The organism is Acetobacter garciniae (genome assembly GCF_017377735.1).
In the GTDB taxonomy this organism is placed as follows: Bacteria; Pseudomonadota; Alphaproteobacteria; order Acetobacterales; family Acetobacteraceae; genus Acetobacter; species Acetobacter garciniae.
Genome location: NZ_JAFVMH010000004.1, coordinates 20,692 through 42,123 on the forward strand (window position 1 = coordinate 20,692; position 21,432 = coordinate 42,123).

Consider the following 21,432-nt stretch of genomic DNA (forward strand, 5'->3'; position numbering starts at 1 on the left):
CTTACAGCTTGCGGGGGGCGGCCACGCCGGCCACGACACTATCCTTGCCGGGAGCCGCATCGACGGCGATGGCGGGGGTGTGATGCAGGGAGCCAATCTGGGCCTGCACAAGGGCCTTGAGGCCGGGCAGGTTCACGCCGGTCGCATCCACGCCGCGCTCTTTCAGGGCGTAGCGGAGAATATCGGGGGCGCTGTCCATGCCGATCACATCGCCCACGAGCGGGCGGACGAGAGAGCGGGCTTCGTTGGCGTCGGCGTTGCGCTTGCGTTCGGCCTGGATTGCGGCGCTGACGGCGGACTGGATCGCGGCGTCATTGGCCTTCCGATCCTTGTCGTCCTTCTCGTCGTCCTCATCCTCGGCTTCTAGCTTCTTCTTTTCCTTGCGCTCGCCCTCTTCTTCCTCGTTGGCCTTGCGACCGCCTGCGGCTTCGTCGCGTTCGCGCTCTTCCTCGGACTCGTCACGGGCTCCTTTGTCCTTGGCGCCCTTGTCTTTCGCCTTGGGCTTGTCCTTCTCGTCGTCTTCATCATCCGCCTGGGTGGCGGATTCCGGCACGCCCGAGCTGTCCTCGTCCATGCACTTTTTCACATCTTCCTCGCTGGCATCCATCGCCAGCTTGCCGGAAGCAATGGCAGCACTAAGCCGCGCCAGCATCTGGCCAGCAGTCCGCATCTTTTTCACTCCGTTGGGTTTTGAATCGGCCACGAGGACATCCGGCCCCGCGCGCCCTGTCGGCACGAGGGCAACGTGATTTCCCCGTATCTGTGTCATGCGCCCGTCATAGCGCTGGCCCTGGTAGGTTCCTGGCTCCATGACGGGCACGTAGCGATAGGCGCAGGACAGTTCCCGCTGCTCTCCGCTGTTGATCCTGGCGATGGCATCCGCATCCCAGACCGTAAGACTGTTTCTTAGGTATGGATCATCGAACACCGCATCCGTGCCGGTCGCCCCGGCCACAATGTCCTTGCGCGGCTCATCCGCTGTGACGTGGACATGGTCCATCAGCACCGGGATGGCATTGAAGGTGGGCGCCGCCGCCGCCAGTTCCTGCGGATCGCGCAGAAGCTGGTAAAGCCGGTCAGGCTCTAACCCAAGCGCCCCGGCATTGGGAATTTCCCGGCCGTAATATGGATTGACCGTCGCCTTGCTGATCGGGGTGGAGGCCACGAACAGGCGCCCGTCCTCATCCGTGACGCGCACAGACCCGACGCGGTCGTAACCGAGTTTTTCAGTCATCATCAAATCCAGGAATAATTACCGAGGATACGCAGCGGCAGTTGCAAAGCTCGCCTGGGTGTATCCATTCGCCATCGATGTAAGCGCCCTCGGCAAGATTGTATCGGATCCGGTCTTGCCCGGCCTTTACGTGGCTGGGCCTCGGGTGCTTGCCGCCTGACGAATGCACCCAGATGGCCTCTTTCAAGCCAAGCTCCATCTGCCGCGTCCGGTTGATCACGGACGTAGTCTTGTTGTTCTGGTCCCGCGCTATGAAAGCAGCACGACGCCGGCTGATCCCGTATTGCTCCTGGAGTGCTGCGCTGAGGCTGGACAGGTCGCGTCCCTGCATCACCGACATGTTGACAGCGGTTTCAATGCCCTTGAGGTGATCGTCCGACATGCCCTTGATGAGATTGACGTTCTCGGCAATTGACCGAGACGCCATGTCCCGCACATGAGCAGTTGGGCGGAATTGAACCGCAAACCCGTTGCGCTTCAATTCCGCCTGAAGCGAACCCTGCGCATACCCCTGCGCAGATTTGACGAAGCGCGAGGCCATATCCTCGGCCATGTCGTCAAATTTCTTGCGCCACTGAGCCGTGAGGTCGTCCATGACCTTGACCAGACGGGCCAATGGTGATGCGTCCTGTGCAATCTGGGGTTCGGCGGCTTTGTACGCCTTAGCCAGATCGCTCAGAATGTCTCGGTGCATGCGTTTAAGCATGTCATGTAGAGCGCGATAATATCTTGCCTCTATCCCTGCATTAGCCCGCACCGGGGCAATGCGCTTGCCCTGCGCAGACTGACAGCGGAGTTGAGCCATTAACCATCCTCGCTTTCCTCGCCTCGCTTCAGAAGTCCCTCCAGACCCGCACCATCCCGCTCCGGATCGGGTGGGTCTGGAGGTGCCCCTGAGAGATTGACGTTGCGGTAAATGCTCTGCGGGTCGCCAGCCTGCCTCTCGCGCGCCTCTTCGGCTGCGAGAATCCCGGCCTGCACGTTCACCGCGTCCGTATCCGCCTTGATCTTCTCAACCTCAGCCGCCTCTTTCTCGGAAAGCTGCCAGAGGTGCACGAACTCAAAGTCAAGGTCGGGGTCGATCTCGCCCCACAGGTTCAGTTGCACCAGATGGAAGATCGCCCGTATCGTCGGGCCCATGTGGGCTTCCTGAAAGGCCGCGATTTCGTCGTAGAAGACCCTGATTTCCCCGTCGCTGCTGGCGTTCAGGCCGGTGGGCTGGATACCGAACAGTTTGACCAGCGGAATGCCGGGAATGCCCGCCATGAACTCCATGGACTGGGCTTGTAGCGCATCTAGCGTGCCCAGCGGGACCGCGTTGATCGCGAAGTCCTCGTTCTCCTTGTCAATGACAAACGTGCCGTTGTTGCTCTGCCAGGCATTCATGGCCGCCACACGGCCGGTCACGCTGTCCGCGTCGATATCGCCGAAATCCATGCACCCATCAGTCTGCGCGTTTCCGGCCATGTCGGTCTTGAGAACCTTGGTCGCGAAGTTGCTGACCAGATCGGAGACTGACTGCCTGGTGCGCAGGAAGTTATGCACGTAGGCTTCAAGCATCTGCGGAAGCGCCAGGCCACCGAAGTTGAACGCGGGCTTTAGGATGTCCGGCACCTCGAACGGCACGACGGTCAGCAGCCGCGACGTATGCACAAGCGTGCCCTGCACCCACCAGTTCTGAGGCCGGTAGTAATCTGGCTTCAGCGGGTTGTCGGCATTGTAGGCGTTCGGGTTCGTCCAGATCGGGTCGATGTTGATAAGCTGCTCGACAGATCCTTTCTGGACCCCGTTCGGGCCGATGACGAGGGGCTTCTCCTGGCCCTCGGTGTTGAGCGCAGCGCCCTTGATCCCGATCCAGATATGCCCCAGCCCGTAGCCCATGCCGTGGGTGATCTGACGCCGCACCACGTCGCGCACACGCAGGCGCCGAAATTCGCCTTCAATCTCGCGCAGTCGATCCGATACGTCGCCATCGTCTTCAGCCTTCGTATCGACAGACCGGAACTTAATCCATTCGCGCGTGGATTCCTTGACAATAGTCTCGACCGGCTTGCGGAACTCGGCCCGCAGCATCATCGCGGCAAGATCGGCATAGCCCTTGAAGTTCAGGCCATCCGCAAGGAAATTGCTGACGATATTGTAATTTGAGCCCATGTAAGACGAAAGGCCGGTGTCCATGGCCAGGCCGGGCTTGCCGTCACCGCGCACCCCGGCAGGAGGCTGATAGGGCTTGAACAGCGCTTCCGCGCGGCTCTGCAATTCATCGGGCGCAACAGTAACAAAGCGCGGCATCTTCCTGCGCTCTTTCGCCTTCACAACCGGCTCGACACGCGCGGCAGCGGGCACAGGCCCAGCCTTGCGCGTGAACCAGTCGAAAAGCTTCATCTTCGTCCCTGTTGGGCTATGCGGTTGACCGTATCGGCAGTGAATTTCGGCATGCGGCGGCGGTTCTGGATCACGCCATCAAGCGCGTATCTGAGCGCATCAATCCAATGGTTCCAGGCGTCCACGATGATCGGGAGAACATCTTCCGTCTGCTTGTCCACCTTGTAGGAATACTTGCGGAACTCTTCTGCTAGACGCTTGCAGCGGGGATGAATGATGATCTTCTTGAACGCCTTCAGCCGCGCAATGCCGTCCTCGACGCTGCCGGGCCACTTGTCGGCCGCGCTGATCTTGAACCCGAAGCGATTGGCGAGAAAACTGATCGTCTCGGGCCGCGCCCCGTCGGCCTTCCAGGGCCAGCGGTAAGCGTCGGGGATTTCCTCAAGAATGGCTGGCGTATCATCAAGCTCAATACCGACCCCGCCCGCCTCATAATCCACATACAGGCAATCGTTCTGGATAAAGCACCGGATGGCTGCGGTAGGGTCTTTGGCAAAGCCCCAATCCACGCCGTAGTAGAGCCTCGCGTCAGACGGGGTGGTGAACTCTTCCTCATAGACACGATTGCGAAAGATAATCGCATCAGAAATGGTGAGGTAATCACCTTCCCAGATATGCCCATACTCATCCGGTCGCGCGCGCTGGTCCTCAACCCGCTCAGTGGGCAATGTGCCGTCACCGAACCATGGGTTATCGGACCAGTTTGCCCGAACTGCGATCAGGTCTTTTCGGTCAGAGCCGGGACCGCGAAAGAAATCATCTATCGGATCATCGGGGCTGGCCGGGTTCCAGCTTGCCCATATTTCAGAACCAGCCTTACGCATGGTCGGCCGGAGCATCCGCCACGAATATGCGCTGATCGACTGCGCTTCTTCAATCCATGCCCGGTCGAACCCTTCTAGCGACTTGATGCTATCGGCCGTGTGATTCTGCATGCCCTGAAAGATGATCAGGCCACCACCCGGCGTTTTGATAAGCTGGTCCTGGACGTCAAACGTGCTGTTCAGATTGAACCGGTTGATCTTGTCCACGATCAACTGCTTCGAAGAGCGCTCGATAGACTTCTGCACCTCACGAATGCAGACCGTGCGATGCCCTGGGATGCGAAGATGCTCTTCGACTATGCACTCACCGAAGAAATGCGACTTCCCTGACCCTCGCCCTCCATACGCACCCTTGTACCGGCATGGAGCCAAGAGCGGCTCGAATACCTCGGCTGTGGGTATGGAGAGGCTTGTCATTTTTCCTTGTCTGGTGGCCTGACGATAACGCGGCGAACCTCGCTCACTTGAACTGGGCCGCCATCAGGCCCCGTGTGCTCCTGCGTGATCTTGTCGCCGTAAACCTTGGGGGCACGCTTGGACATGACCCACTTGAGGGCATCCACCTGAAGCCTGCGGGCGTTGGCATCCTCTGGCGTGGCGGCGCGAGCAACATCAATGATCTCGTCTTCAAAGACCTCTGCGGCTCGCTTGCGCGCGCGCACGTACCTGCTGCGGAAATCCTCATGCGCGTCGTTATCAAGCCGCTCAAATACTGTTCTTTGACCCGGCATGTGGTCATCTCGGCATATAGAGCGGAGGCTTTCGCCCTCCATGATCCTCGCGCAAATTTCGTCTTCAATGTCGGGCGAGAAAACAGATGGCCTTCCTGCCTTCATCTTCCTCTCCATTACGTTTCCTAGGCATCCGACTACCCTGCAAACAAGTCTGGACGCCTTTCTTCTAGCTTCTTATTAATTCGATTGGTCGCCGAGCGCTTTCCCTCTCGAGAATAAGCCGCTCGAAGGGACTGCTCTATTCGCGCAAGCCTCTCAAGAGAGCGGTCGGCAATATCATCAAATCCCAATCGGCGCGCATCGCGCTCAAGCCTTCTCGCATTTTGGATAACTTTCTGTATCGGGGTCCACCCGGTATAAGCAGAAGCTTTCTTTGCGCGCGCTGCGTGAGCAAGTGAATTGCCGCCATCGGCCAGATTTGTGAGGCGAAGCCCACTTTTCCTAGCAAGATCAATCCAACGCCCTTCGGCCGCTTCCCAATCTACGCATTCTTCTAGGACGAACATCCGCGGCGCATCCCCCGCAAGGATAAGGCTGCGAAGCCAATTCGTCACATGCCTTGATGCGCACCGGTTATTGGAAAGCGATCTGTGCTGAAGGAGCCTTTTCCATGGGTTCTTGGCCTTCCCAATATATCTGATTTCGTTTTCCGAAGATGCTGTAAGCGCATAAATGAAAAATTTCCCCGCGACCCCTTCGCGATGGGCGGTTATTTCTTCCAGGCCAGAAACGTCAAAAACGCAAGACGTACCGGCCATGCTCATTCTCCAGAAACGAAAAAAAGCCACCCGGAGGTGGCTCTTGAACATAGTTTTTCGATTGTGGCTAACTCATACCATAACTGCGCCACGCGTACAAATTTTTTCTTTCCGCATGCTCAGATAGAATTCTGAAAGCTGCTCAAGCAGTATTGCGCATTGTGCTGCGACCTTCTTCCCGGCAGTCGCTTCTGCATGGTGAGGGATAAGGATTGCTCCCATTTGACGGAAGCTGCTTTCATCTACAAGCATCATCCGCAAACGCAATTCCGCACACATGCCCAAAGCATCCCGAACCCTCCCAAGTCGCCCGGCAGCAGCCGCACGCGTCATCAGCCACGAAACATCATCATGCCTGGTCGTGGTGTCTCCCTCATGGTTCTCCGGGAACTCGATCACCCCGTGATAAGCGAACGCCCAATCCCGATACCATCGCTCGGCTGCATTGGCCTCATCTTGCGAAATATCGCCTGAGTTCAGTAGGGCCTGAACAGTCGTCAGCACTCGCGGAGGGATGCCCCGCGTAAACACCGACTTAGCCGCTCGCTCTGGCGTAGGCCCATTGTTCTGCGCCTGGGGTATCTCATAGCGAGGCTTCACGCGCGGTTTCGTCATGTTGCTGCTCCAACTTCCACGCGCTTCATTTGCGCTTTCAGGTTCTGTATCGCGCGCCGGTCGCTGGGCGTTGCCGCACCGAACACGAACGCACCGCTTGTGTGCTTCCACCGGACATGACCGCCCCGGGTCAATTCAGCGCTCCAGCCCCTCGCCTTCACGCTGCGCAGGAGTTCTTTCAGGGCGTGGCGGGGCATCATGGCCACTTCTCGGCGCGGTGCATCTGCGCTTCTGTGAGTTTGGGCTTCTGATGCTCCCACTTCGGGAACAACCCCCGCTGCGCCTCAGTCAGCCGCACCCCGGCCCGAGCCTGCGTAAGCGCGCAAGCCGCATCCCAATTCCGCGCAGGAGCCAGATGCTCGGCAAAGTGCGCGGGCATGCACTCGGGCCATGTGTCGGAGGTTTTCTGCATGCCGTTCATGGAATCACACGCAAGCCAAAATGTACAGGAAAATATGGGAGAATATTCACCATGCCTCGCTTCCCTCCCCTTCGGATATGCTCCTGAACCACGTTCCCTTTCCATCGAATAGCATCGGTATAGATCCCGTCTCTCCTTGCCGGTTCTTGTCGATGATCCACAGGGCTTTCCCGGCTGATGCGGCCTGAGCACGTTCGTATTGATCTATGCGGGCATGCCACTGCATATCACTTTCGCCGGGCTTCTGGGTGGGGCTGCCGTCTTGCTGAAGGTAGTATTCCTCCCGGTAAAGCAGGATGATTACCGATGCATCCTGCTCCAAGTTCCCGCTGTCGCGCAGATCGGCTTTGGTCGGCTTCTTGTTGTCACGTTTCTCAACCTCGCGATTAAGCTGCTGAAGCGCGATGACGGGCACATTGAGAGATTTTGCCATAGCCAGAAGGTCAGCAGAAATTTCGGACACCTCTGCATATTTCCCCTGGCGACGAGCATCTGCTGTCCCCCTCATCAAGGCCAGGTAATCAACCACAACCATCGCAAGGCCGCCTTTCGATCGCGCCAGCCTGCGCGCAGCGCTGTAGAGCTTGGCCACAGTGATCGCCGGGGTATCATCGATGAGCAGCGGAACATGCGTTGCGGCATGCCGCGCGGCTACAATCCTATCCCACTGCTCCTGCCTCAATGGCGTTCCTGGCCCGTAAACTCCCTCTGAAACCTCTCTTCCCCTGTTCTTCCCCGACCTGATGCAAAGCACGGGAATGCCTGTTTTTGCCGCGATAATGCGTTGTGAGATGGCCTCGGCGCTAACCTCTCCGGACCAATAGAGAACACGCTTGTGGGTCGCCTTGGCCGCCCGTACGGCAATCCCAACACCTGCGGCAGTTTTCCCCATGGCAGGGCGTCCAGCGATGATCGTGAGCGTACCCGCCTCAAATCCCCCTGTGAGCCCGTCCAGTGCATCGTACCCGGAAGGCACCCCCACCACCCCGGAAGCCTTTGAAGCGCTCTCAGCGGCCACCATAACGGCATCCATGGCGGTGGTCAGGTGGCGCGTGCGCATGTCGGCCCGGTCTGTGCTGATTTCCAGCATCGTTTCCTCGACATGATCGACCACATCCTGGGCCGTCACGCCATCAGGGCGCACGATCATATCGCGCATATCGCCGGATAACGCGAGCATCTGCCGCCGCAGCCATGCGCTGCGTATTTGCTCGGCATATCCCTTGATCCCGTGAATGCCGATCATGCTCATCAGCAGCGGGCCGATAATGGTTTCCCATCCGCCGGCCTGCCGCACAAGGTCATTCCCGCTGAGCAGCGGACGCAACGAAACCGGATTGGCGGCATGCCCGCCAAGGATCATGGTTTCTGCGGTTTGGTAGAACAGGGCATTGAGCGGAGAATAAAAAAACCGCCCCTCCAGAACCTCGCAAACCTCATCATAGGCCCGGTTGTTGGTCAGGATGCCGCCAATTATCGCCTGCTCAGCCGCCAGGTCATGTGGCATTTCGGCGGCCAATTCCATGCGTTCGAAGGCGCTCATGCCGCACATTCCGCAGATGCCCCGGCGTAGCCGTTGCGTTTCTCCCAAGCCGCCCTGAACTCGGCGTAGGGCAGCCGTTTCTTGCCGCCGCGGACACAGGCCGTCACGTGGTCCGCGTAGTCGCGGTTGACGAAATCAGCCCAGGGTGCCCGCGTTTCCTCGGCGGCTTTGACAACCCCCGCCTGGATCGCCTCCGCAACCGGCTTCGTGAACCATGCTGGCGGCTTGCCCCGGCCCGCGAATTTCGCTCGCTCCCGAACCACTGCGAGGATCGTCTCGCGGGCAGCCTCGAACTCGTATCCGGCCCGGCGGGCATCGGCCAGCCATTGCCGCACACATCCCGTCTGCTGGAGCGACCGAGTGGGGTCATGACCAATCTCGATGAGCACAGAATTGCCCACGTTCATCCATTCGTCAGTCACCCAATCGCCGGTAGGCGACTGCTGCATTGCTGCAATAGGTTCCTTACGGTTCTTTACGGTTAGGGTGCATTTGGTGCCGGTCTGACCGGCATGTGGTGCCGGTTGCCCTGCATGACGTGCCAGGTAACCGGCATCTGGTGCAGTGGCATGTGGTGCCGGTTGCCCTGCATGACGTGCCGGGTGCCCGGCATCTGGTGCCGGTATCTCATTCCCTTTATCGAGGCTCAGTTGATAGGTTTTTGAGCGTGTGCTGCTGCTGACGCGCATGATAAACCCACCCTGCTCAAGCTGCTTCAGGGCATACCGAACGGCCCTTTCGCAAGCACCAGTCATATCTGAAATTGTCCGCGCAGATGGCCATGCGATCCCCTCGTCATTGGCGCGCTCAGCCAGGGCCACCAGCACGAATTTCTGGCATAGGGGCAATTGAACAGAATATGCCCAGTCTCTCGCTCTAGCGCTCATCCCAGCCCCTCCAGTTGCAGTGCGCCACGCATGGCATTTATGGTGCAGTTGATCTCGCCCCGCAGTATTTGGGGGTCCACGCCGCTGCGGATAAGGCAAAAGAAAGTGCGCATCATGTCCTGACGCGTCCAGTCGAACGCCTCCTGCGCGGAGTAAGCATCCATAGGCAGGAAGGGTATTTCCGGTTCTGTCGGTGTCTTCATCCCACAATCTCCGTAATCGTCACCACGGTGCGCTGCTCATGTCGCGCGCATTTTATGGAGTGCACCTCGTAGATGATGTGCTTGGGGCTATCGTCCACAATGAAGCCCAGACCGCGCTTGTTCCTGATGACCGGCCTCGCGCCTGGGGTGCGCACGTGCAGAACCTTCGGCGTCGTCAGACAGTCAAGCAGGCGCTTGGCGCCAGCCACCACGTTGTCATAGTCGGGAAGTCCCGCCGAATGCCGCTCGATCACCACGCGTGCTTTCCTGAACGGCTCAGGCGGGATCAGATGGCGCGCATGAACTGCCACAGAGCGTTTCACGGAATCCTTATGCCTAGCGGTCGTGTGATGGCTAAATCCGTTCGTCCGGTTCACGGTCGCGAAGGCATATGGGAGCGTGAAGGTTATGGTGCGGGGTTCAGGCATTGGCGCGCTCAAAATACTCAACGCGCCGTAATCCAATGACCGTGAGCAGGCGCGGTGATATTGGGCGGCGAGAATTCAGAACATCAGAAACGTCCTGCTCTCTGAGGTCGTGAGCGTTGGCAAAATTACGCTGGCTGCCGTATTTTTTGATTTCCTCACGTAAAATGCGGAAGGCATCAAGTTTATCCAGGCGATCTGTCACTCGCCACACTCCTTCGCCAACCGATCCGCCTTAGCCTGCAAGCTATCTGCCCGCGCGTTCAGCCAGTCCGCTATCTCGCGGTAATAGAGGGCGCGGTGCATGGCTCGGACAGCGCGCTTTCGAGTGACGACAATTCGCCAGCGCAAAACGAGTTTCCCCATTTGCTTTCCCATTCATTGTTGAGAGTGCGATACATGGCGGCCTGATGTTCAGCCTGCCGCTGTAGGCGCTCCAGGTTGTTCCGATAGGCGGCCAGCAGACGCAGAAAGACATGCGCCGGGATTGCATGGGGCTCGCCGTAATAAATACTCTTCGCCTGGCGCTCCGTGACTCGCAGGACACCGGCCAGGTGATGAATGATTTCCTTGACGCTACGGGATGCCCCGAACGCCCTTGCGATGGTTCGGGCCATAGTCTGGGCGTCCCGCGTGACTGCTTCAGCGGTCTGCATTGGACAGTTTTCCAAACTGGTGGAACGATTTTCCAAATTTTTGTCTGCCATCTGCTCCATTCTCCGTTTTGCAGACACGAAGAACTGGAGAGCCCATGACAGAGGAGGAAAGAATCAGGCTGTATCGCGGGGCCTTTTCTTTCGACCCCGTGAACAGATGCGACGTGTTCAACACCCCGGCAGCATACACAGCCCCATTCCTCGCGCAGTCGCTGGTAACCACTGCCGAGCTTTGGGGCTGGCTGCATCCGTTCGCCACGCTGCCCGAGCGTGTCAGGCTCGTGCAGGATATGGCGCGGAAGATGGGGGTTGAGGTGCGCATGGCGTGTTAAGCCAGCCCCGCCGTTGTGGACTTGCAGCCGGAGCACATGAAGTTGCCCTTATGCTCCGGCCTGAATTCGCGGCGGCAGCGCAGGCACGGACGCAGCTTGATCGCCGCTTTGGCGCGCTCGCGCTCCTGCGCCTTCTGCGCGCGCATTTCTTTCAGATGGGCGCGCACGTCCTCCAGGTTCATGCCCAACTGGGACGCAATCAGCTTGGCTGCCACATTTCTCTCGCGCAGCACCGCGATCCGCTGGCGCACGGTCTCGGCGTCCGCTTGGGAATATTGGACGGAGATGCTCATGCCGCACCGCCATGCGTACGCTCGGCTTCCTCCGGGCCAGCAGGCGAGGCTACCGTTTCAGTGCGTGAGGGAGTCGGAAGCTCCCCCACGCTTTCACCATCTTGCACAGAGGATGAATTGCTATGAGTGCTGGAAACATTACCACCCGCGAGGGGCTGATATTTCAAATTGCTACCTACCTCGCCCTCGCGGACGGGAAAGAGCTTCCCTCCTTGCCCGTCAAAAATGGCGGCGTCACACGCACTGAGGTTGAGGAATGGTTCAACGCTGCCCGCTGCATCGTCGATGGGCGCAAGGCTGGCTATTTGCCCAGCTAAGTAAGCCTCAAACACGGAGGCGTCCTTCACGATGCTGGACGCCTCCAGTTCCTCTGCCCGCCTTGCAAGCTCCATCGCATGCTCAAGCGCCCGCGCTCTGATTTCGTTTATCATCCCCCCACCCCCTCGGCTGGGGTGCGCTTGAAGAGGTCGGGACGCAGTTCCTCGCGGGGAATGCCGGTGGCGGCCTCAAGCGCGACGACACGTCCATCGGGAACTTTCTCCCAGCGGACAACGGCGCTGTGATGAATTCCAAGAAGGCGAGCTACCGTCGAAGCTCCACCCGCTCTTTTGATGATTGCTTTTATGCTCATGCCTCATTGTGACATGACATCACAAAACAGGTCAAGAGAAAACGTGATCTGATCTCACACACGAAATGCAAGAAAGTGCCACTATATCGAAATGGACAAAGCCTTTGCCGCGCGGATCAAACGGCTCCGCATTGATAGTGGCTTAAACCAGGTGGATATTCAGGCCGCCACTGGTATTGACCGCACGTACCTATCGCGGATGGAAAGCAAGGGCATTCCGACCGCATGGAATAAAATGTGCGCCTTGGCCGATTTATATGGCGTCTCCCTTGATTACCTGCGCCACGGACAAACGGTTCCTTCTCTGGAAGGCTCGGGCGAGATCATCAAAGACGCCGACGAGCGGTCCCTGCTCCGCATGTGGAGAGCAATGAACGAAGGAGAGCGCATGGCTCTCCGGGCGGTTGCTGAGCGGCTCGCTGATAAGGCTGACCCCAGTGGCGCGGCCTAATCCCTCGCTCTCGACTCTATCTAGCTGTGCCATGGAGCGAGTATGTCAGAACAAAATGAGAACATCAACATATTCGCTTGTGTATATCTGTTCCATTAAGTTTAGAAATTTGACGAGGAATATCCGATGATAATAAAAGATTTAGAAGGGAAATGCTCTTTAATAAAAGATTATAACGTCCGATTAGCCCTCGGAGAAATTGCTCTTTCACTATCAAAGTTGGCATCTGTAGTTGATGCCAATGATAAACTTTTAAATTCACTTCTAAAAAGTAGGCTGCCTCTAGACAGCGATCATATCAAGCTCAAAAGTAAACTAATAACAGAGGTGGAAGAAGATATGAAAGATTTGGCCATGATGCTGTGGCGGATAACACAGCAATGAGTGGGGCACTTTCTGACGAAGAAAACTTAAAAAATCGCTTTGCTAATTATCTAAAGGAAGCTGACGAGCTATCTAAATCAGGCCTTGACGGGGGCGGCGGCCCTCCCCATGATTCAGATATGGAACGCCGGGTCGAAAGCCTTGAAAGGAAGATGGATGGAGTTCAGGGAACCCTGAATGCCATACAGGTGACCCTTGCTGAAATACGGACAGGCATGGCCACGAAGGATGATATTTCGTCTGCTCGCAACGAAGCCAAAAATGACATTTCATCCGTGCGGTCTGATCTTTCGCCCATTAAAGCCGATATTGCATCCGCAAAAACTTCCCTGGAAGGCAAGGCTACATCCGCATCTGTAGCTGAACTTAAGGGCCGAGTTGACTCTCTCCCTGGAATCGCGAAAATTTCAGCGGTGGTCGCATTAATCGGAGCGGTTTTGAAATTTTTCCCTTGGATATTTAACCACTAAATAGCAGATGCCTCAGTCCCGGCCCAGCGCCGGGATATTTTTTATCGGCATATGTGAGTTCATATCACATTTTCTGTTGACGCGATATGTGATGTCATGTCACAAGTAACCCATCAACCACTCAGGTGATGGGCAATGACACAGACACAGACGGTCGAGCGCGAGAACGCGGCTCCCGAACGGAAATACGAACTCACAGGCGAAACCATTACGACACCCAGCGGCAGAACCCTGCACCGCATCCGCGCGCTCGTTGCGATTGCCGCAATTGGTGTATCGGCGGGCGACCTCGGCGGGTTCATCGAGACTGACGACAATTTGGATATGTTCGGCGATGCCTGGGTGTTCGGCAATGCCCGGGTGTTCGGCAATGCCCGGGTGTTCGGCAATGCCCAGGTGTTCGGCAATGCCCAGGTGTTCGGCAATGCCTGGGTGTTCGGCAATGCCTGGGTGTCCGGCAATGCCCAGGTGTTCGGCAATGCCCGGGTGTCCGGCGATGCCCAGGTGTCCGGCAATGCCCGGGTGTCCGGCGATGCCTGGGTGTCTTTGAATATCCATGTTGGCTGGCACTCGCATGTCGGTTCTGAAAACGGCACGTTGACATGGTTCCGAACCCAAACTGGCGGAATTTCAGTGAACCATGGATGTTTTTACGGAACGCTACCAGAGTTTGAGGGCGCCGTTCAGAAGGCGCATGGCGATAACCAGACCGCTCGTGAGTATGGACTTCTCGTTCAGTTCATCAAGTTGCGTGCTTCTGCGTGGCCTGCCGACAACAAGGAGGCCGCATGATGCCTCCCGTAACCCGTGATCGCCCCATATTCGAACGCCTTCAGTTCTGGGCTACCCACTACGCCCTGCGCGCACTGGATAACAAGATCGTGCAGGCTGCTGTCGGTGCGCTGGTCTGGGCTGCCTGCATCGCGTTCATCTTCCTCACGGACGCGGGCCTTGCGGCATCGGGCGACGCCCTGAACGTGCTGTTCGGTGTCTGGAACGTGCTTGCAGACGTGACCGGGCTTCCTCGCGCTCCTTACTTGGAGGGTTGAGGGATGCGTTTACTTAAGTCGGATATCCGAACTCTGGAGAAAGCGCGAGTATACGGTCAAGTGCGCGTTTTCGAATATTTCGGCAGCAAAGTCCCAAACTCTGGGATTAAGGACGCGGAAAAAGGGAAATTTGTTGACCGCAATATTTCCAGAGGACTGCTTAGGGGGGGGATTTCTTCAACCAATATGTGCTGACCGAAAGGGGTATGCGCGCATTGCTGGAGAACGAATAAAATATCCGCCTAAAAGCGGAAAAGAAAGAAAAAAGGAAAAAGAAAAATACATCCCCCTAACGCCCCCGCGTCACCCGGCTTGCGGGCCGGGCTTCGTGGCCGCGTTGGCCTATCATTTCCCACGAGGGAGTTTGGAAAATGTCACAAGCACTTGGATACCCGGATGGTATGGCGTTTGGGCGTATGGCTCCGGTTGGGAGCCCTTACCACAATGAACTGCCGATGGAGCGTGAATCCCGCGCAGATCAGAAGCTGCTCGAAGCGTTCCATGACAAACTGGAAGCAGTTGCGAAAGAAGGTGACGCCTTAATGGCAAGGCTCCATTTCGCGCGTGACCTGCCCTCATTTGCGTTCATCGTGGATGACCTGAGAAAAGCTGCTGCTGAGGTCATGTCTTCTGATGTGGAATATCTGATCGGGATGCAGGGGTGATGAGCGAAGTCATAACGCGCCCCGCTGCCGCTATTGCCAAGCCGCAAGAGCCTGCGGGCGGCGATCAGTTGCTTGCCCTCATCACGCAGGCGGCAAGCAATCCAAATTGCGACGTTGAGAAGCTTCGCGCCCTGCTGGAGATGAAAAAGCAGGTCATGGAGATGGATGACCGCAAGGCGTTCAACGAAGCAATGGCGCTTGCCTCGGGCGAAATCCCGCAGGTCTTCAAGGCTGGCATCAAAGACATGAAGGGGCATGGCTCCTACAAGTTTGCCAAGTGGGAAGATATGGACCGGCTGATCCGCCCTGTCCTTCTCAAGCACCAACTGCGCCTGTCGTTTGATACCGTGCGACTGGACGGCGGTTTTATCCGCGTCACCGGGATCATCACGCACGCCAGCGGGCAATCGCAGAGCGCGTCCATGGAGCTTCCCATTGATAATGGGCCAGGGCGTACAGAGGTGCAGGCCCGTGGTTCAACCATCTCATACGGGAAGCGCTACTGTGCTGAAATGCTGCTGAATATCGTGCGGACTGATGAAGATACAGACGGCGCACCCAGGGGTCCCCAGCCGATGTCGGCCATTACGCCCGAGCAAAAAGAAGAACTGGTCAGGCTTCTGCAAGAGACGGGAGCCAATACCGAACAGTTCTTGGCATGGGCGCGATGCCGCACCCTTGATGAAATGGAAGCGAAGCACTTCCCCAAGGCGCGGCAGGTTCTCTTGGCAAAGCTTAAGGGCAGTTCAGCGTCATGAAAATCCACAATGTAGAGCAAGGCTCCGAGGCATGGCACAAGCTGCGCCTTGGTATCCCAACGGCTTCTGAATTTAGCCGCATCATAACCCCAGACGGCAAGCCTTCACCGCGGGCGAAGGAATACGCGGCCCGGCTTGTGGCTGAGATCATCCTTGGCCGCTCCATGGATGCGGACAAATCTCATATCGAGGCTATCGCGCGCGGTAAGGAGCTGGAACCCTTTGCTGCCCTTGCATATGAGTTTGAAATGGGGCTGATCACACAGAAAGTCGGCTTTGTGACGAACGACGCGGGGACGATTGGCATCAGCCCAGATCGGTTTGTCGGGAACGATGGCCTTGTGGAAATCAAATGCCCCTACCCCACCAAGCACGTTCTCTACAGCACATGCGGGTTCGAAAAACATTACATCGCACAGGTTCAAGGACAGCTTCTGCTTGCTGAACGCGAATGGAATGATCGTGTGTCTTACAGCGATGAACTGCCGATTTTCATAGATCGCACTTATCGGGATGAGCCTTTCATCAAGGCCCTCGATCAAGCGCTTAAGGACTTCCACGAAATGAAAATGGAAATGCTGCACAAGGTGCGCGCCGCCGTGAATGTCGAGGTGGCCGCATGATCCTCTTTTACGACACGGAAAAGACCGGTCTGCCCGACCGGTTTGTCCCACTCAATTCTGACCGCCAGCCCCGCTGCGTGCAGCTTGCCGCCATATTGACGGACAATGCCGGCGTGGAACTGTCATGCCTGAACCTGATCGTGCATCCGGACGGCTGGACTGTGCCTGCTGGCGCTGCTGCCGTGCATGGCATCACCACTGAAAAGGCCAAGGCTATCGGCATCCGAGAAGCTGTTGTTGCAACTGCTTTCTACGACCTGAGCCGCAAAGCCGATCTGGTGGTCGCTCATAACGAGAAGTTCGACCGCCAGATCATCAGCATCATGTATGAACGACTTGGGCGGGGATGGAAACTGGATACGCCTGCGTTTGACACGATGGAAGCCGCATCCCCGATCGTTAACCTTCCGCCAACGCCCCGCATGGTCGCTGCGGGCATCGATAAGCCCAAAGCGCCCAAACTGGAAGAGTGCATTCAGCACTTCTTTGGCGAGAAGCTCGAAGGCGCACATGATGCCCTTGTCGATGTTCGCGCCTGCGCTCGCCTGTATTTCCACCTTCGGGATATCGGAGTCGCCGCATGACCGACCAGAAACCCACAGGCGTGTTCGTGCGGTTTCATGATGGGCAACTGAGCGAAACTCAGATCGCCAAGATATTCAACCCGAAGCGGACCATGATAGAGAGCCTTCTCGCTATCGGTACGCCTTTGCAGGATGGGGATTTGCCTGTTGTCACCACACTAGGAACCCTTCGCGATCCTGTTCCATGCGTCCGCCAGTCCGACGCCCAAGCCGCGATTGCCGCCGTGCAGGCTGAGAATGAGCAGTTGCGGGAAGCTCTTTCGCATGCACGGGAAGCCATAACTTCAGACGAAAACAAGAGCAGCATCGTTTGCACCGTCTGGGCTGGCCCGGGTGAAACACTGGTGGATTACATCAGCGCGACCCTGGAAGGCGGTGCGGCATGAGCGAACAGAACGACGGCAGGCCGGTCCCGACCTATCCCCGTGTGCATGCGCTTCCTGTCGTATCGTTCAGCGGTGGCAAAGACAGCCTCTGCACGCTGATAAAGGCGCTGGAGATATACGGCCGCGACGGGATACGGGTTGTAACGGCGGACACGGACAACGAAAACCCACTGACTGTCGAATACATCAACCATACCATCCCGGAATTTTTCGGCATCAAGATCGACGTGGTGAAGGCTGATTTCACCGCCCAGATCGCGCGCAAGCGCGTCTACGTTGAAACCGTTTGGCCGACAAAAGGCGTACCTGACGATATCATTCGAAGCGCCCTGGCAACGCTTCATCCCACCGGAAACGCCTTTCTTGACCTGTGCATCTGGAAAGGCCGGTTCCCATCGCGCCGGGTGCAATTCTGCACGCAGGAATTAAAATCAAGGCCTCTGTCTGATTATCTGGATAACGTCATAGCCTCGACCAGCCTGCATGTTGAGAACTGGCAGGGCGTTCGTCGCGATGAGAGCGCAAGCAGGGCAAATGCGCTCATGTGGGAAATCGGCAGCACGAAAACGCAAGCGCACTGGATACACCGGCCCATCATCCACATGAGCGCGCTGGAAGTGGTTGCATTCGCCCGCAGCCGTGGTGTGCCACTGAACCCGCTTTACGCGCTGGGAGAAAACCGGGTGGGCTGTTTCCCATGTGTGAACTGCGGGAAAGCAGAAATCCTCAATCTGTACCACCGCTGGCCGGAAGTTATCGAGCGGATGCGGGAATGGGAGCGGATCGTCAGCGCAGCCTCAAAACGCGGGCTTGGTACATTCTTCTTTATTAACCAGGAGGACGGACGCACAGACGCGGAACACTTCGAGGCCAACCGGATCGACAGCGCGGTGGAGTGGGCCAAGACCGCCCGCGGCGGCACGCAGTTTGACCTTGAGTGCATGATTCCTCCGGCCATGTGTTCATCAGAATATGGATTATGCGAATGACCAGCCCCACAAACTGGCCCGACCCCGAGCGGCTGGGCGTGCCGATGTTCCCTGAGCAGGATGGGTGGCACTGGCTGTCGAACCGTCCGAATGAAACTCCATTCCCGGCTGAGTGGTCGCATGAGGACTATTCAGACGCTGACACAGAATGGTTCTGGGATATGGGGGAAGAGTTGGTATCTTCTCATGAAATGAGGGGGCTTTACTATCGTGGCCCGTGTCCATTTCCCGGCGCGGCAAATGAGGCTGGCTGCGTTGCTTTAAACAACATCGCAACCCTCACGGAGCAAGCAAGGAAAAACATCGCGGTTGCAACAGGTGCGCGCAAGATGGCAAAGGCGGTTTCCCCCATTCTTCATGATATCGACAACCAAGTTAATGCCATTCGCAATTCCGGGCTCATCCTCACCCCCACGCAAATAGCCGAGATGCTGGCGGGGGAGCGTGAGAAGGTCGCGAGTAAAATCGACGGGCTGATGTTGCGCGGCCGGCGGTTTGATGAGTGGAACAGAGCCCTGCAGGCCGCATCGACGGAAATACGACACAGGTGGGAAGCGCCATGACCCGTTACAGACTACCAGATGGCCGCACATTCTCCGTGAATGAGACTTTCTATCTCGCCTCATGCGACCACTGTGGTTGGGTTGGCTCAACCGAAAAATGCGGCACTGACGTGAATACGGACGCCGGGGACTCAAATGTTTATTGCCCAAAGTGCCGTGCTGCTGGGGCTGATTGTGGGAAAGTGGCGGAAACAGCCGCGGAGATAGCGCCATGAGGACGAGAGAGGAGCAGATTTCTCATTTATCGGTCGCGCTGTTTAACCAGCATGTCGATATTGATGCCTGTATTAAACTTGCCCGGAAATACATCCTCGAAGCCGAACGCCGGGCCGAACAGCGCGTTCGGGCGGAGATCGGGCGGGATAGTGAGCGTCTGGATTGGTTGGATAAAACCAGATTTGTCACTCTCGAAGACGCAATAATCGGATGGCGTATCTCCGTTATTGGTAACAGGCTTTTCAGTATGAAGGGAACAGTGCGCCAAGCCATCGACGCAGCGCGGGAGCTCGACAATGACAGAGGATGAAGCCAACTCGGATGACCTGAAAGAAATGCCTCATAACGTCGTCAACATTGGCGACTACCGCATAGAGCGCACGAAATCGGGGTATGATGGCATTGCGATCGGTAAAGATTGTCCGCACCGAAGCCTTGTCATGGATGACAACGGACACACCTGCACATGTGACGATTGTAAAAAGCAGGTATCCGCATATTGGGCTCTTGGAATGCTCATAACCCAATATCGACGCGAATATGAAAAGCTGCACCGGATGCAGGCATTACAGAGGAAACGCGAAACAAAGACCCTTCGGCTCAAGGCCTCCCAAGCTATCGAGACGGCATGGCGCAGGCGGGGAACTGTACCAACCTGCCCGCACTGCGATAGAGGAATTTTCCCCTCTGACACTTTTGGTGCCGTTGGGAAGGCTCTGGAATTGGCAGAGCGGGAAAAATCGCCCCCTAAGAAGTGGTCGGGCGCCGCAACGGCTGAAGTGGTGAAGATAACGGAGCAGGCAATCCATGACTGACCCACGCATTGAGGCGGTAGCCCGTGCATTGTGCCTTCAGGACGGACATGACCCAGACGGCAATGACAGCTATATCCAGTCCGGCATGGGCGCGAACTGGTGTGCATTCAAGGATAATGCGCGGGCTGCCTTAGCAGTCGCCGACGCCGTGTACCCGCTGCTCCGAGGTGTGAGCATTCCGGAGCTGCCCACAAACGTGCCGATCGGCAGGAGGGGGAAAGATGGGTGAGATTCTTGCCCCCGTTCAGCGCAAAGTCATGCGCGCCAGCGAGGCGGCGTCTTATCTGGGCATATCCGAAACCAGCTTTCGGAGCATCGCCAAGAAGGAGATACCGCCCGTCCAGATCAGCGAAAAACGCCAGGTCTGGCTTATTGAGGATCTGGACTCATACCTTGCGGCCCGCTCGGGCAGGATGCCGGCACCGCAACAGACGAATGAATGGGATTCCCTGTGCCGCCGCTTAACCTCAAATATGTGAAAATTTACAGGGATAGGCACGGGAAAACCCGATATTACTTCCGCAAAAAAGGGGCAAAAAGTGTCAAGCTGCCGGACCTTCATGCGGAAGGGTTCTTGGATGCGTACCATGCGGCCCTCACCGGATATGAGCGCGTTGAGCCAAAAGCCGCTGCGGTCAGGAGCCAAACTTTAGAACATCTGATTATCCTCTGGCTCAAGTCTCCGCACTTCACTCGCCTGGAAGAAAGCACAAAGGCCGTTTATATGCGCCTGCTAAACCGGATCAGGGAGAGTGAAGCCGCAGGCGGCAATGCCCCCACCATGCAGGCAAAGCATATTCGCATCCTCGTCTCGCACTTCGGGACTGCGCCAACAACCGCACAGAGGATACTCCGCCTGATGGGGCAGCTTATGCAGTTTTCCAGATCGATCGGATGGAGAGAGGATGACCCCACCCTTGGGATAAAGCTCAAGCGCCAGAGAAGCGAAGGAATACACTCTTGGACTGAGGGGGAAATTGCGCAGTATGAAGCATGCTGGCCGTCCGGGAGCATCCCGCGCCTGGCACTCTATCTCATGCTCTACACCGGCCAACGCCGGAGTGACGTGGTGCGCATGGGGCCTGCTGACATTTCAGGCGGATCACTCAGGCTTAAGCAGCAGAAGACCAAAACTGAACTGATCCTGCCCATTCATGCAGCATTGCGCGCGGAGATCGACCAGTGGCGAGGAACCGGGCAAACATTTCTGGAAGCCAGTAGCCGGAGACCCTACACGGCTAACGGATTTTACAACGTATTCAAGGGGTGGTGCCGAGCGGCCAAGCTGCCGGAGCGATGCTCTCCGCACGGGCTCAGAAAGGCTGCGGCCAGGCGGCTGGCGGAGGCGGGCTGTTCTGCACATCAAATCGCGGCCATCACAGGACACAAGAGGCTGGCTGATGTGGCCCATTACACCAAGGCCGCTGAGCAGCGGAAAATGGCAGAGGACGCAATGTCAAGGTTAGACGGAAGTGTCTAACCGAAAACGGCAGAGTGTCTAACCAAGATAGAAAATGGCGGTTTACTGCGTTTTTCGC

Annotated in this window: 35 protein-coding genes; 18 read left to right on the forward strand and 17 right to left on the reverse strand. The window is 57.3% G+C overall.

The window, feature by feature from the left end; all coding sequences use genetic code 11:
- Nucleotide 1: 1 nt before the first annotated feature.
- The 14 genes from J2D77_RS09360 to J2D77_RS09425 all read right to left on the reverse strand — a co-directional run bounded on the left by J2D77_RS09360 (nucleotide 2) and on the right by J2D77_RS09425 (nucleotide 10,736).
- A complete protein-coding gene (locus J2D77_RS09360; RefSeq protein ID WP_207846028.1) occupies nucleotides 2–1,234 on the reverse strand; it encodes a DUF2213 domain-containing protein in 1,233 nt (410 codons plus the stop codon).
- Nucleotides 1,227–2,039 (reverse strand): phage head morphogenesis protein, encoded by an 813-nt coding sequence (locus tag J2D77_RS09365; protein WP_207846029.1) that lies wholly within the window; start codon nucleotides 2,037–2,039, stop codon nucleotides 1,227–1,229. Before J2D77_RS09365 ends, J2D77_RS09360 begins: the two co-directional genes overlap by 8 nt.
- The gene (locus J2D77_RS09370) at nucleotides 2,039–3,619 is read right to left on the reverse strand and encodes a phage portal protein (protein WP_207846030.1); all 1,581 of its coding nucleotides are present in this window, start codon (nucleotides 3,617–3,619) and stop codon (nucleotides 2,039–2,041) included. The genes J2D77_RS09365 and J2D77_RS09370 overlap by 1 nt, the downstream gene beginning before the upstream one ends.
- Nucleotides 3,616–4,860 (reverse strand): PBSX family phage terminase large subunit, encoded by a 1,245-nt coding sequence (locus J2D77_RS09375; protein WP_207846031.1) that lies wholly within the window; start codon nucleotides 4,858–4,860, stop codon nucleotides 3,616–3,618. Before J2D77_RS09375 ends, J2D77_RS09370 begins: the two co-directional genes overlap by 4 nt.
- Nucleotides 4,857–5,291, reverse strand: a complete 435-nt coding sequence (locus J2D77_RS09380) for a terminase small subunit-like protein (protein ID WP_207846032.1) — start codon at nucleotides 5,289–5,291, stop codon at nucleotides 4,857–4,859. Before J2D77_RS09380 ends, J2D77_RS09375 begins: the two co-directional genes overlap by 4 nt.
- Nucleotides 5,292–5,311: 20 nt before the next feature.
- Nucleotides 5,312–5,935: a GIY-YIG nuclease family protein gene (locus tag J2D77_RS09385; protein WP_207846033.1), complete on the reverse strand. Its 624-nt coding sequence runs from the start codon at nucleotides 5,933–5,935 to the stop codon at nucleotides 5,312–5,314.
- 72 nt (nucleotides 5,936–6,007) lie between these two features.
- Nucleotides 6,008–6,550: a hypothetical protein gene (locus J2D77_RS09390; RefSeq protein ID WP_207846034.1), complete on the reverse strand. Its 543-nt coding sequence runs from the start codon at nucleotides 6,548–6,550 to the stop codon at nucleotides 6,008–6,010.
- The gene (locus tag J2D77_RS09395; RefSeq protein WP_207846035.1) at nucleotides 6,547–6,750 is read right to left on the reverse strand and encodes a hypothetical protein; all 204 of its coding nucleotides are present in this window, start codon (nucleotides 6,748–6,750) and stop codon (nucleotides 6,547–6,549) included. The genes J2D77_RS09390 and J2D77_RS09395 overlap by 4 nt, the downstream gene beginning before the upstream one ends.
- Before the next feature lie 267 nt (nucleotides 6,751–7,017).
- Complete coding sequence (locus J2D77_RS09400) at nucleotides 7,018–8,514, reverse strand: replicative DNA helicase (RefSeq protein WP_207846036.1); 1,497 nt, start codon at nucleotides 8,512–8,514, stop codon at nucleotides 7,018–7,020.
- Nucleotides 8,511–9,401, reverse strand: coding sequence for a helix-turn-helix domain-containing protein (locus J2D77_RS09405; protein WP_207846037.1), 891 nt, complete (start codon nucleotides 9,399–9,401; stop codon nucleotides 8,511–8,513). The genes J2D77_RS09400 and J2D77_RS09405 overlap by 4 nt, the downstream gene beginning before the upstream one ends.
- On the reverse strand, nucleotides 9,398–9,604 hold the full coding sequence (locus J2D77_RS09410) for a hypothetical protein (protein WP_207846038.1): 207 nt from the start codon (nucleotides 9,602–9,604) through the stop codon (nucleotides 9,398–9,400). The genes J2D77_RS09405 and J2D77_RS09410 overlap by 4 nt, the downstream gene beginning before the upstream one ends.
- Entirely contained in the window at nucleotides 9,601–9,927 is a 327-nt protein-coding gene (locus J2D77_RS09415; RefSeq protein WP_207846039.1) for a hypothetical protein, read from the reverse strand. Before J2D77_RS09415 ends, J2D77_RS09410 begins: the two co-directional genes overlap by 4 nt.
- Before the next feature lie 97 nt (nucleotides 9,928–10,024).
- Nucleotides 10,025–10,234: a helix-turn-helix domain-containing protein gene (locus tag J2D77_RS09420; RefSeq protein ID WP_207846040.1), complete on the reverse strand. Its 210-nt coding sequence runs from the start codon at nucleotides 10,232–10,234 to the stop codon at nucleotides 10,025–10,027.
- A 70-nt stretch (nucleotides 10,235–10,304) separates the two neighbouring features.
- Nucleotides 10,305–10,736 (reverse strand): hypothetical protein, encoded by a 432-nt coding sequence (locus J2D77_RS09425; RefSeq protein WP_207846041.1) that lies wholly within the window; start codon nucleotides 10,734–10,736, stop codon nucleotides 10,305–10,307.
- A gap of 44 nt (nucleotides 10,737–10,780) precedes the next feature.
- Here J2D77_RS09425 and J2D77_RS09430 point away from each other — a divergent pair, with 44 nt between their 5' ends.
- Nucleotides 10,781–11,017 carry a hypothetical protein gene (locus J2D77_RS09430; protein WP_207846042.1) on the forward strand — a complete coding sequence of 79 codons (237 nt, stop codon included), beginning with the start codon at nucleotides 10,781–10,783 and terminating at the stop codon, nucleotides 11,015–11,017.
- Here J2D77_RS09430 and J2D77_RS09435 read toward each other — a convergent pair.
- From J2D77_RS09435 to J2D77_RS17620, 3 genes are read right to left on the reverse strand one after another with little or no spacing between them, the layout of a single operon-like run.
- Nucleotides 11,014–11,310 carry a hypothetical protein gene (locus tag J2D77_RS09435; protein WP_207846043.1) on the reverse strand — a complete coding sequence of 99 codons (297 nt, stop codon included), beginning with the start codon at nucleotides 11,308–11,310 and terminating at the stop codon, nucleotides 11,014–11,016. The two genes, J2D77_RS09430 and J2D77_RS09435, sit on opposite strands and share 4 nt — an antisense overlap.
- Nucleotides 11,307–11,741 (reverse strand): hypothetical protein, encoded by a 435-nt coding sequence (locus J2D77_RS09440; RefSeq protein ID WP_207846044.1) that lies wholly within the window; start codon nucleotides 11,739–11,741, stop codon nucleotides 11,307–11,309. The genes J2D77_RS09435 and J2D77_RS09440 overlap by 4 nt, the downstream gene beginning before the upstream one ends.
- Entirely contained in the window at nucleotides 11,738–11,941 is a 204-nt protein-coding gene (locus J2D77_RS17620) for a transcriptional regulator (RefSeq protein ID WP_207846045.1), read from the reverse strand. Before J2D77_RS17620 ends, J2D77_RS09440 begins: the two co-directional genes overlap by 4 nt.
- Before the next feature lie 91 nt (nucleotides 11,942–12,032).
- Here J2D77_RS17620 and J2D77_RS09450 point away from each other — a divergent pair, with 91 nt between their 5' ends.
- The 17 genes from J2D77_RS09450 to J2D77_RS17290 all read left to right on the forward strand — a co-directional run bounded on the left by J2D77_RS09450 (nucleotide 12,033) and on the right by J2D77_RS17290 (nucleotide 21,374).
- Nucleotides 12,033–12,392, forward strand: coding sequence for a helix-turn-helix domain-containing protein (locus tag J2D77_RS09450; protein WP_207846046.1), 360 nt, complete (start codon nucleotides 12,033–12,035; stop codon nucleotides 12,390–12,392).
- A gap of 126 nt (nucleotides 12,393–12,518) precedes the next feature.
- Complete coding sequence (locus J2D77_RS09455; RefSeq protein WP_207846047.1) at nucleotides 12,519–12,776, forward strand: hypothetical protein; 258 nt, start codon at nucleotides 12,519–12,521, stop codon at nucleotides 12,774–12,776.
- Nucleotides 12,773–13,246 (forward strand): hypothetical protein, encoded by a 474-nt coding sequence (locus J2D77_RS09460; RefSeq protein WP_207846048.1) that lies wholly within the window; start codon nucleotides 12,773–12,775, stop codon nucleotides 13,244–13,246. The genes J2D77_RS09455 and J2D77_RS09460 overlap by 4 nt, the downstream gene beginning before the upstream one ends.
- Before the next feature lie 135 nt (nucleotides 13,247–13,381).
- Nucleotides 13,382–14,038, forward strand: a complete 657-nt coding sequence (locus tag J2D77_RS09465) for a hypothetical protein (RefSeq protein ID WP_207846049.1) — start codon at nucleotides 13,382–13,384, stop codon at nucleotides 14,036–14,038.
- Nucleotides 14,035–14,295, forward strand: coding sequence for a hypothetical protein (locus J2D77_RS09470; protein ID WP_207846050.1), 261 nt, complete (start codon nucleotides 14,035–14,037; stop codon nucleotides 14,293–14,295). Before J2D77_RS09465 ends, J2D77_RS09470 begins: the two co-directional genes overlap by 4 nt.
- A gap of 371 nt (nucleotides 14,296–14,666) precedes the next feature.
- On the forward strand, nucleotides 14,667–14,960 hold the full coding sequence (locus tag J2D77_RS09475) for a hypothetical protein (protein WP_207846051.1): 294 nt from the start codon (nucleotides 14,667–14,669) through the stop codon (nucleotides 14,958–14,960).
- Nucleotides 14,960–15,718 carry an ERF family protein gene (locus J2D77_RS09480; RefSeq protein WP_207846052.1) on the forward strand — a complete coding sequence of 253 codons (759 nt, stop codon included), beginning with the start codon at nucleotides 14,960–14,962 and terminating at the stop codon, nucleotides 15,716–15,718. Before J2D77_RS09475 ends, J2D77_RS09480 begins: the two co-directional genes overlap by 1 nt.
- Entirely contained in the window at nucleotides 15,715–16,341 is a 627-nt protein-coding gene (locus J2D77_RS09485; protein WP_207846053.1) for a lambda exonuclease family protein, read from the forward strand. The genes J2D77_RS09480 and J2D77_RS09485 overlap by 4 nt, the downstream gene beginning before the upstream one ends.
- Nucleotides 16,338–16,925 (forward strand): 3'-5' exonuclease, encoded by a 588-nt coding sequence (locus tag J2D77_RS09490; RefSeq protein ID WP_207846054.1) that lies wholly within the window; start codon nucleotides 16,338–16,340, stop codon nucleotides 16,923–16,925. Before J2D77_RS09485 ends, J2D77_RS09490 begins: the two co-directional genes overlap by 4 nt.
- Nucleotides 16,922–17,311: a hypothetical protein gene (locus tag J2D77_RS09495; RefSeq protein WP_207846055.1), complete on the forward strand. Its 390-nt coding sequence runs from the start codon at nucleotides 16,922–16,924 to the stop codon at nucleotides 17,309–17,311. Before J2D77_RS09490 ends, J2D77_RS09495 begins: the two co-directional genes overlap by 4 nt.
- Entirely contained in the window at nucleotides 17,308–18,300 is a 993-nt protein-coding gene (locus J2D77_RS09500; protein ID WP_207846056.1) for a phosphoadenosine phosphosulfate reductase domain-containing protein, read from the forward strand. Before J2D77_RS09495 ends, J2D77_RS09500 begins: the two co-directional genes overlap by 4 nt.
- Nucleotides 18,297–18,863 (forward strand): hypothetical protein, encoded by a 567-nt coding sequence (locus J2D77_RS09505; RefSeq protein ID WP_207846057.1) that lies wholly within the window; start codon nucleotides 18,297–18,299, stop codon nucleotides 18,861–18,863. The genes J2D77_RS09500 and J2D77_RS09505 overlap by 4 nt, the downstream gene beginning before the upstream one ends.
- A 211-nt stretch (nucleotides 18,864–19,074) precedes the next feature.
- A complete protein-coding gene (locus J2D77_RS09510) occupies nucleotides 19,075–19,389 on the forward strand; it encodes a hypothetical protein (RefSeq protein WP_207846058.1) in 315 nt (104 codons plus the stop codon).
- Complete coding sequence (locus tag J2D77_RS09515) at nucleotides 19,376–19,894, forward strand: hypothetical protein (RefSeq protein WP_207846059.1); 519 nt, start codon at nucleotides 19,376–19,378, stop codon at nucleotides 19,892–19,894. Before J2D77_RS09510 ends, J2D77_RS09515 begins: the two co-directional genes overlap by 14 nt.
- A complete protein-coding gene (locus J2D77_RS09520) occupies nucleotides 19,887–20,123 on the forward strand; it encodes a hypothetical protein (protein WP_207846060.1) in 237 nt (78 codons plus the stop codon). Before J2D77_RS09515 ends, J2D77_RS09520 begins: the two co-directional genes overlap by 8 nt.
- Nucleotides 20,116–20,373 (forward strand): helix-turn-helix transcriptional regulator, encoded by a 258-nt coding sequence (locus tag J2D77_RS09525; RefSeq protein ID WP_207846061.1) that lies wholly within the window; start codon nucleotides 20,116–20,118, stop codon nucleotides 20,371–20,373. Before J2D77_RS09520 ends, J2D77_RS09525 begins: the two co-directional genes overlap by 8 nt.
- Nucleotides 20,334–21,374, forward strand: a complete 1,041-nt coding sequence (locus tag J2D77_RS17290) for a tyrosine-type recombinase/integrase (protein WP_230975691.1) — start codon at nucleotides 20,334–20,336, stop codon at nucleotides 21,372–21,374. The genes J2D77_RS09525 and J2D77_RS17290 overlap by 40 nt, the downstream gene beginning before the upstream one ends.
- The last annotated feature ends 58 nt before the right edge of the window (nucleotides 21,375–21,432 follow it).

Coding starts and splice junctions, on each gene's coding strand:
- J2D77_RS09500 (WP_207846056.1), top strand. CDS start 17,308: ATGAGCGAACAGAACGACGGCAGGCCGGTCCCGACCTATCCCCGTGTG.
- J2D77_RS09525 (WP_207846061.1), top strand. CDS start 20,116: ATGGGTGAGATTCTTGCCCCCGTTCAGCGCAAAGTCATGCGCGCCAGC.
- J2D77_RS09435 (WP_207846043.1), bottom strand. CDS start 11,310: ATGAGCATCTCCGTCCAATATTCCCAAGCGGACGCCGAGACCGTGCGC.
- J2D77_RS09380 (WP_207846032.1), bottom strand. CDS start 5,291: ATGGAGAGGAAGATGAAGGCAGGAAGGCCATCTGTTTTCTCGCCCGAC.
- J2D77_RS09490 (WP_207846054.1), top strand. CDS start 16,338: ATGATCCTCTTTTACGACACGGAAAAGACCGGTCTGCCCGACCGGTTT.
- J2D77_RS09400 (WP_207846036.1), bottom strand. CDS start 8,514: ATGAGCGCCTTCGAACGCATGGAATTGGCCGCCGAAATGCCACATGAC.
- J2D77_RS09470 (WP_207846050.1), top strand. CDS start 14,035: ATGATGCCTCCCGTAACCCGTGATCGCCCCATATTCGAACGCCTTCAG.
- J2D77_RS09430 (WP_207846042.1), top strand. CDS start 10,781: ATGACAGAGGAGGAAAGAATCAGGCTGTATCGCGGGGCCTTTTCTTTC.
- J2D77_RS09410 (WP_207846038.1), bottom strand. CDS start 9,604: ATGAAGACACCGACAGAACCGGAAATACCCTTCCTGCCTATGGATGCT.
- J2D77_RS17620 (WP_207846045.1), bottom strand. CDS start 11,941: ATGAGCATAAAAGCAATCATCAAAAGAGCGGGTGGAGCTTCGACGGTA.
- J2D77_RS09505 (WP_207846057.1), top strand. CDS start 18,297: ATGACCAGCCCCACAAACTGGCCCGACCCCGAGCGGCTGGGCGTGCCG.
- J2D77_RS09475 (WP_207846051.1), top strand. CDS start 14,667: ATGTCACAAGCACTTGGATACCCGGATGGTATGGCGTTTGGGCGTATG.
- J2D77_RS09390 (WP_207846034.1), bottom strand. CDS start 6,550: ATGACGAAACCGCGCGTGAAGCCTCGCTATGAGATACCCCAGGCGCAG.
- J2D77_RS09455 (WP_207846047.1), top strand. CDS start 12,519: ATGATAATAAAAGATTTAGAAGGGAAATGCTCTTTAATAAAAGATTAT.
- J2D77_RS09385 (WP_207846033.1), bottom strand. CDS start 5,935: ATGGCCGGTACGTCTTGCGTTTTTGACGTTTCTGGCCTGGAAGAAATA.
- J2D77_RS09365 (WP_207846029.1), bottom strand. CDS start 2,039: ATGGCTCAACTCCGCTGTCAGTCTGCGCAGGGCAAGCGCATTGCCCCG.
- J2D77_RS09495 (WP_207846055.1), top strand. CDS start 16,922: ATGACCGACCAGAAACCCACAGGCGTGTTCGTGCGGTTTCATGATGGG.
- J2D77_RS09485 (WP_207846053.1), top strand. CDS start 15,715: ATGAAAATCCACAATGTAGAGCAAGGCTCCGAGGCATGGCACAAGCTG.
- J2D77_RS09520 (WP_207846060.1), top strand. CDS start 19,887: ATGACTGACCCACGCATTGAGGCGGTAGCCCGTGCATTGTGCCTTCAG.
- J2D77_RS17290 (WP_230975691.1), top strand. CDS start 20,334: ATGGGATTCCCTGTGCCGCCGCTTAACCTCAAATATGTGAAAATTTAC.
- J2D77_RS09515 (WP_207846059.1), top strand. CDS start 19,376: ATGACAGAGGATGAAGCCAACTCGGATGACCTGAAAGAAATGCCTCAT.
- J2D77_RS09395 (WP_207846035.1), bottom strand. CDS start 6,750: ATGATGCCCCGCCACGCCCTGAAAGAACTCCTGCGCAGCGTGAAGGCG.
- J2D77_RS09480 (WP_207846052.1), top strand. CDS start 14,960: ATGAGCGAAGTCATAACGCGCCCCGCTGCCGCTATTGCCAAGCCGCAA.
- J2D77_RS09375 (WP_207846031.1), bottom strand. CDS start 4,860: ATGACAAGCCTCTCCATACCCACAGCCGAGGTATTCGAGCCGCTCTTG.
- J2D77_RS09360 (WP_207846028.1), bottom strand. CDS start 1,234: ATGACTGAAAAACTCGGTTACGACCGCGTCGGGTCTGTGCGCGTCACG.
- J2D77_RS09405 (WP_207846037.1), bottom strand. CDS start 9,401: ATGAGCGCTAGAGCGAGAGACTGGGCATATTCTGTTCAATTGCCCCTA.
- J2D77_RS09465 (WP_207846049.1), top strand. CDS start 13,382: ATGACACAGACACAGACGGTCGAGCGCGAGAACGCGGCTCCCGAACGG.
- J2D77_RS09510 (WP_207846058.1), top strand. CDS start 19,075: ATGAGGACGAGAGAGGAGCAGATTTCTCATTTATCGGTCGCGCTGTTT.
- J2D77_RS09370 (WP_207846030.1), bottom strand. CDS start 3,619: ATGAAGCTTTTCGACTGGTTCACGCGCAAGGCTGGGCCTGTGCCCGCT.
- J2D77_RS09450 (WP_207846046.1), top strand. CDS start 12,033: ATGGACAAAGCCTTTGCCGCGCGGATCAAACGGCTCCGCATTGATAGT.
- J2D77_RS09440 (WP_207846044.1), bottom strand. CDS start 11,741: ATGATAAACGAAATCAGAGCGCGGGCGCTTGAGCATGCGATGGAGCTT.
- J2D77_RS09425 (WP_207846041.1), bottom strand. CDS start 10,736: ATGGCAGACAAAAATTTGGAAAATCGTTCCACCAGTTTGGAAAACTGT.
- J2D77_RS09460 (WP_207846048.1), top strand. CDS start 12,773: ATGAGTGGGGCACTTTCTGACGAAGAAAACTTAAAAAATCGCTTTGCT.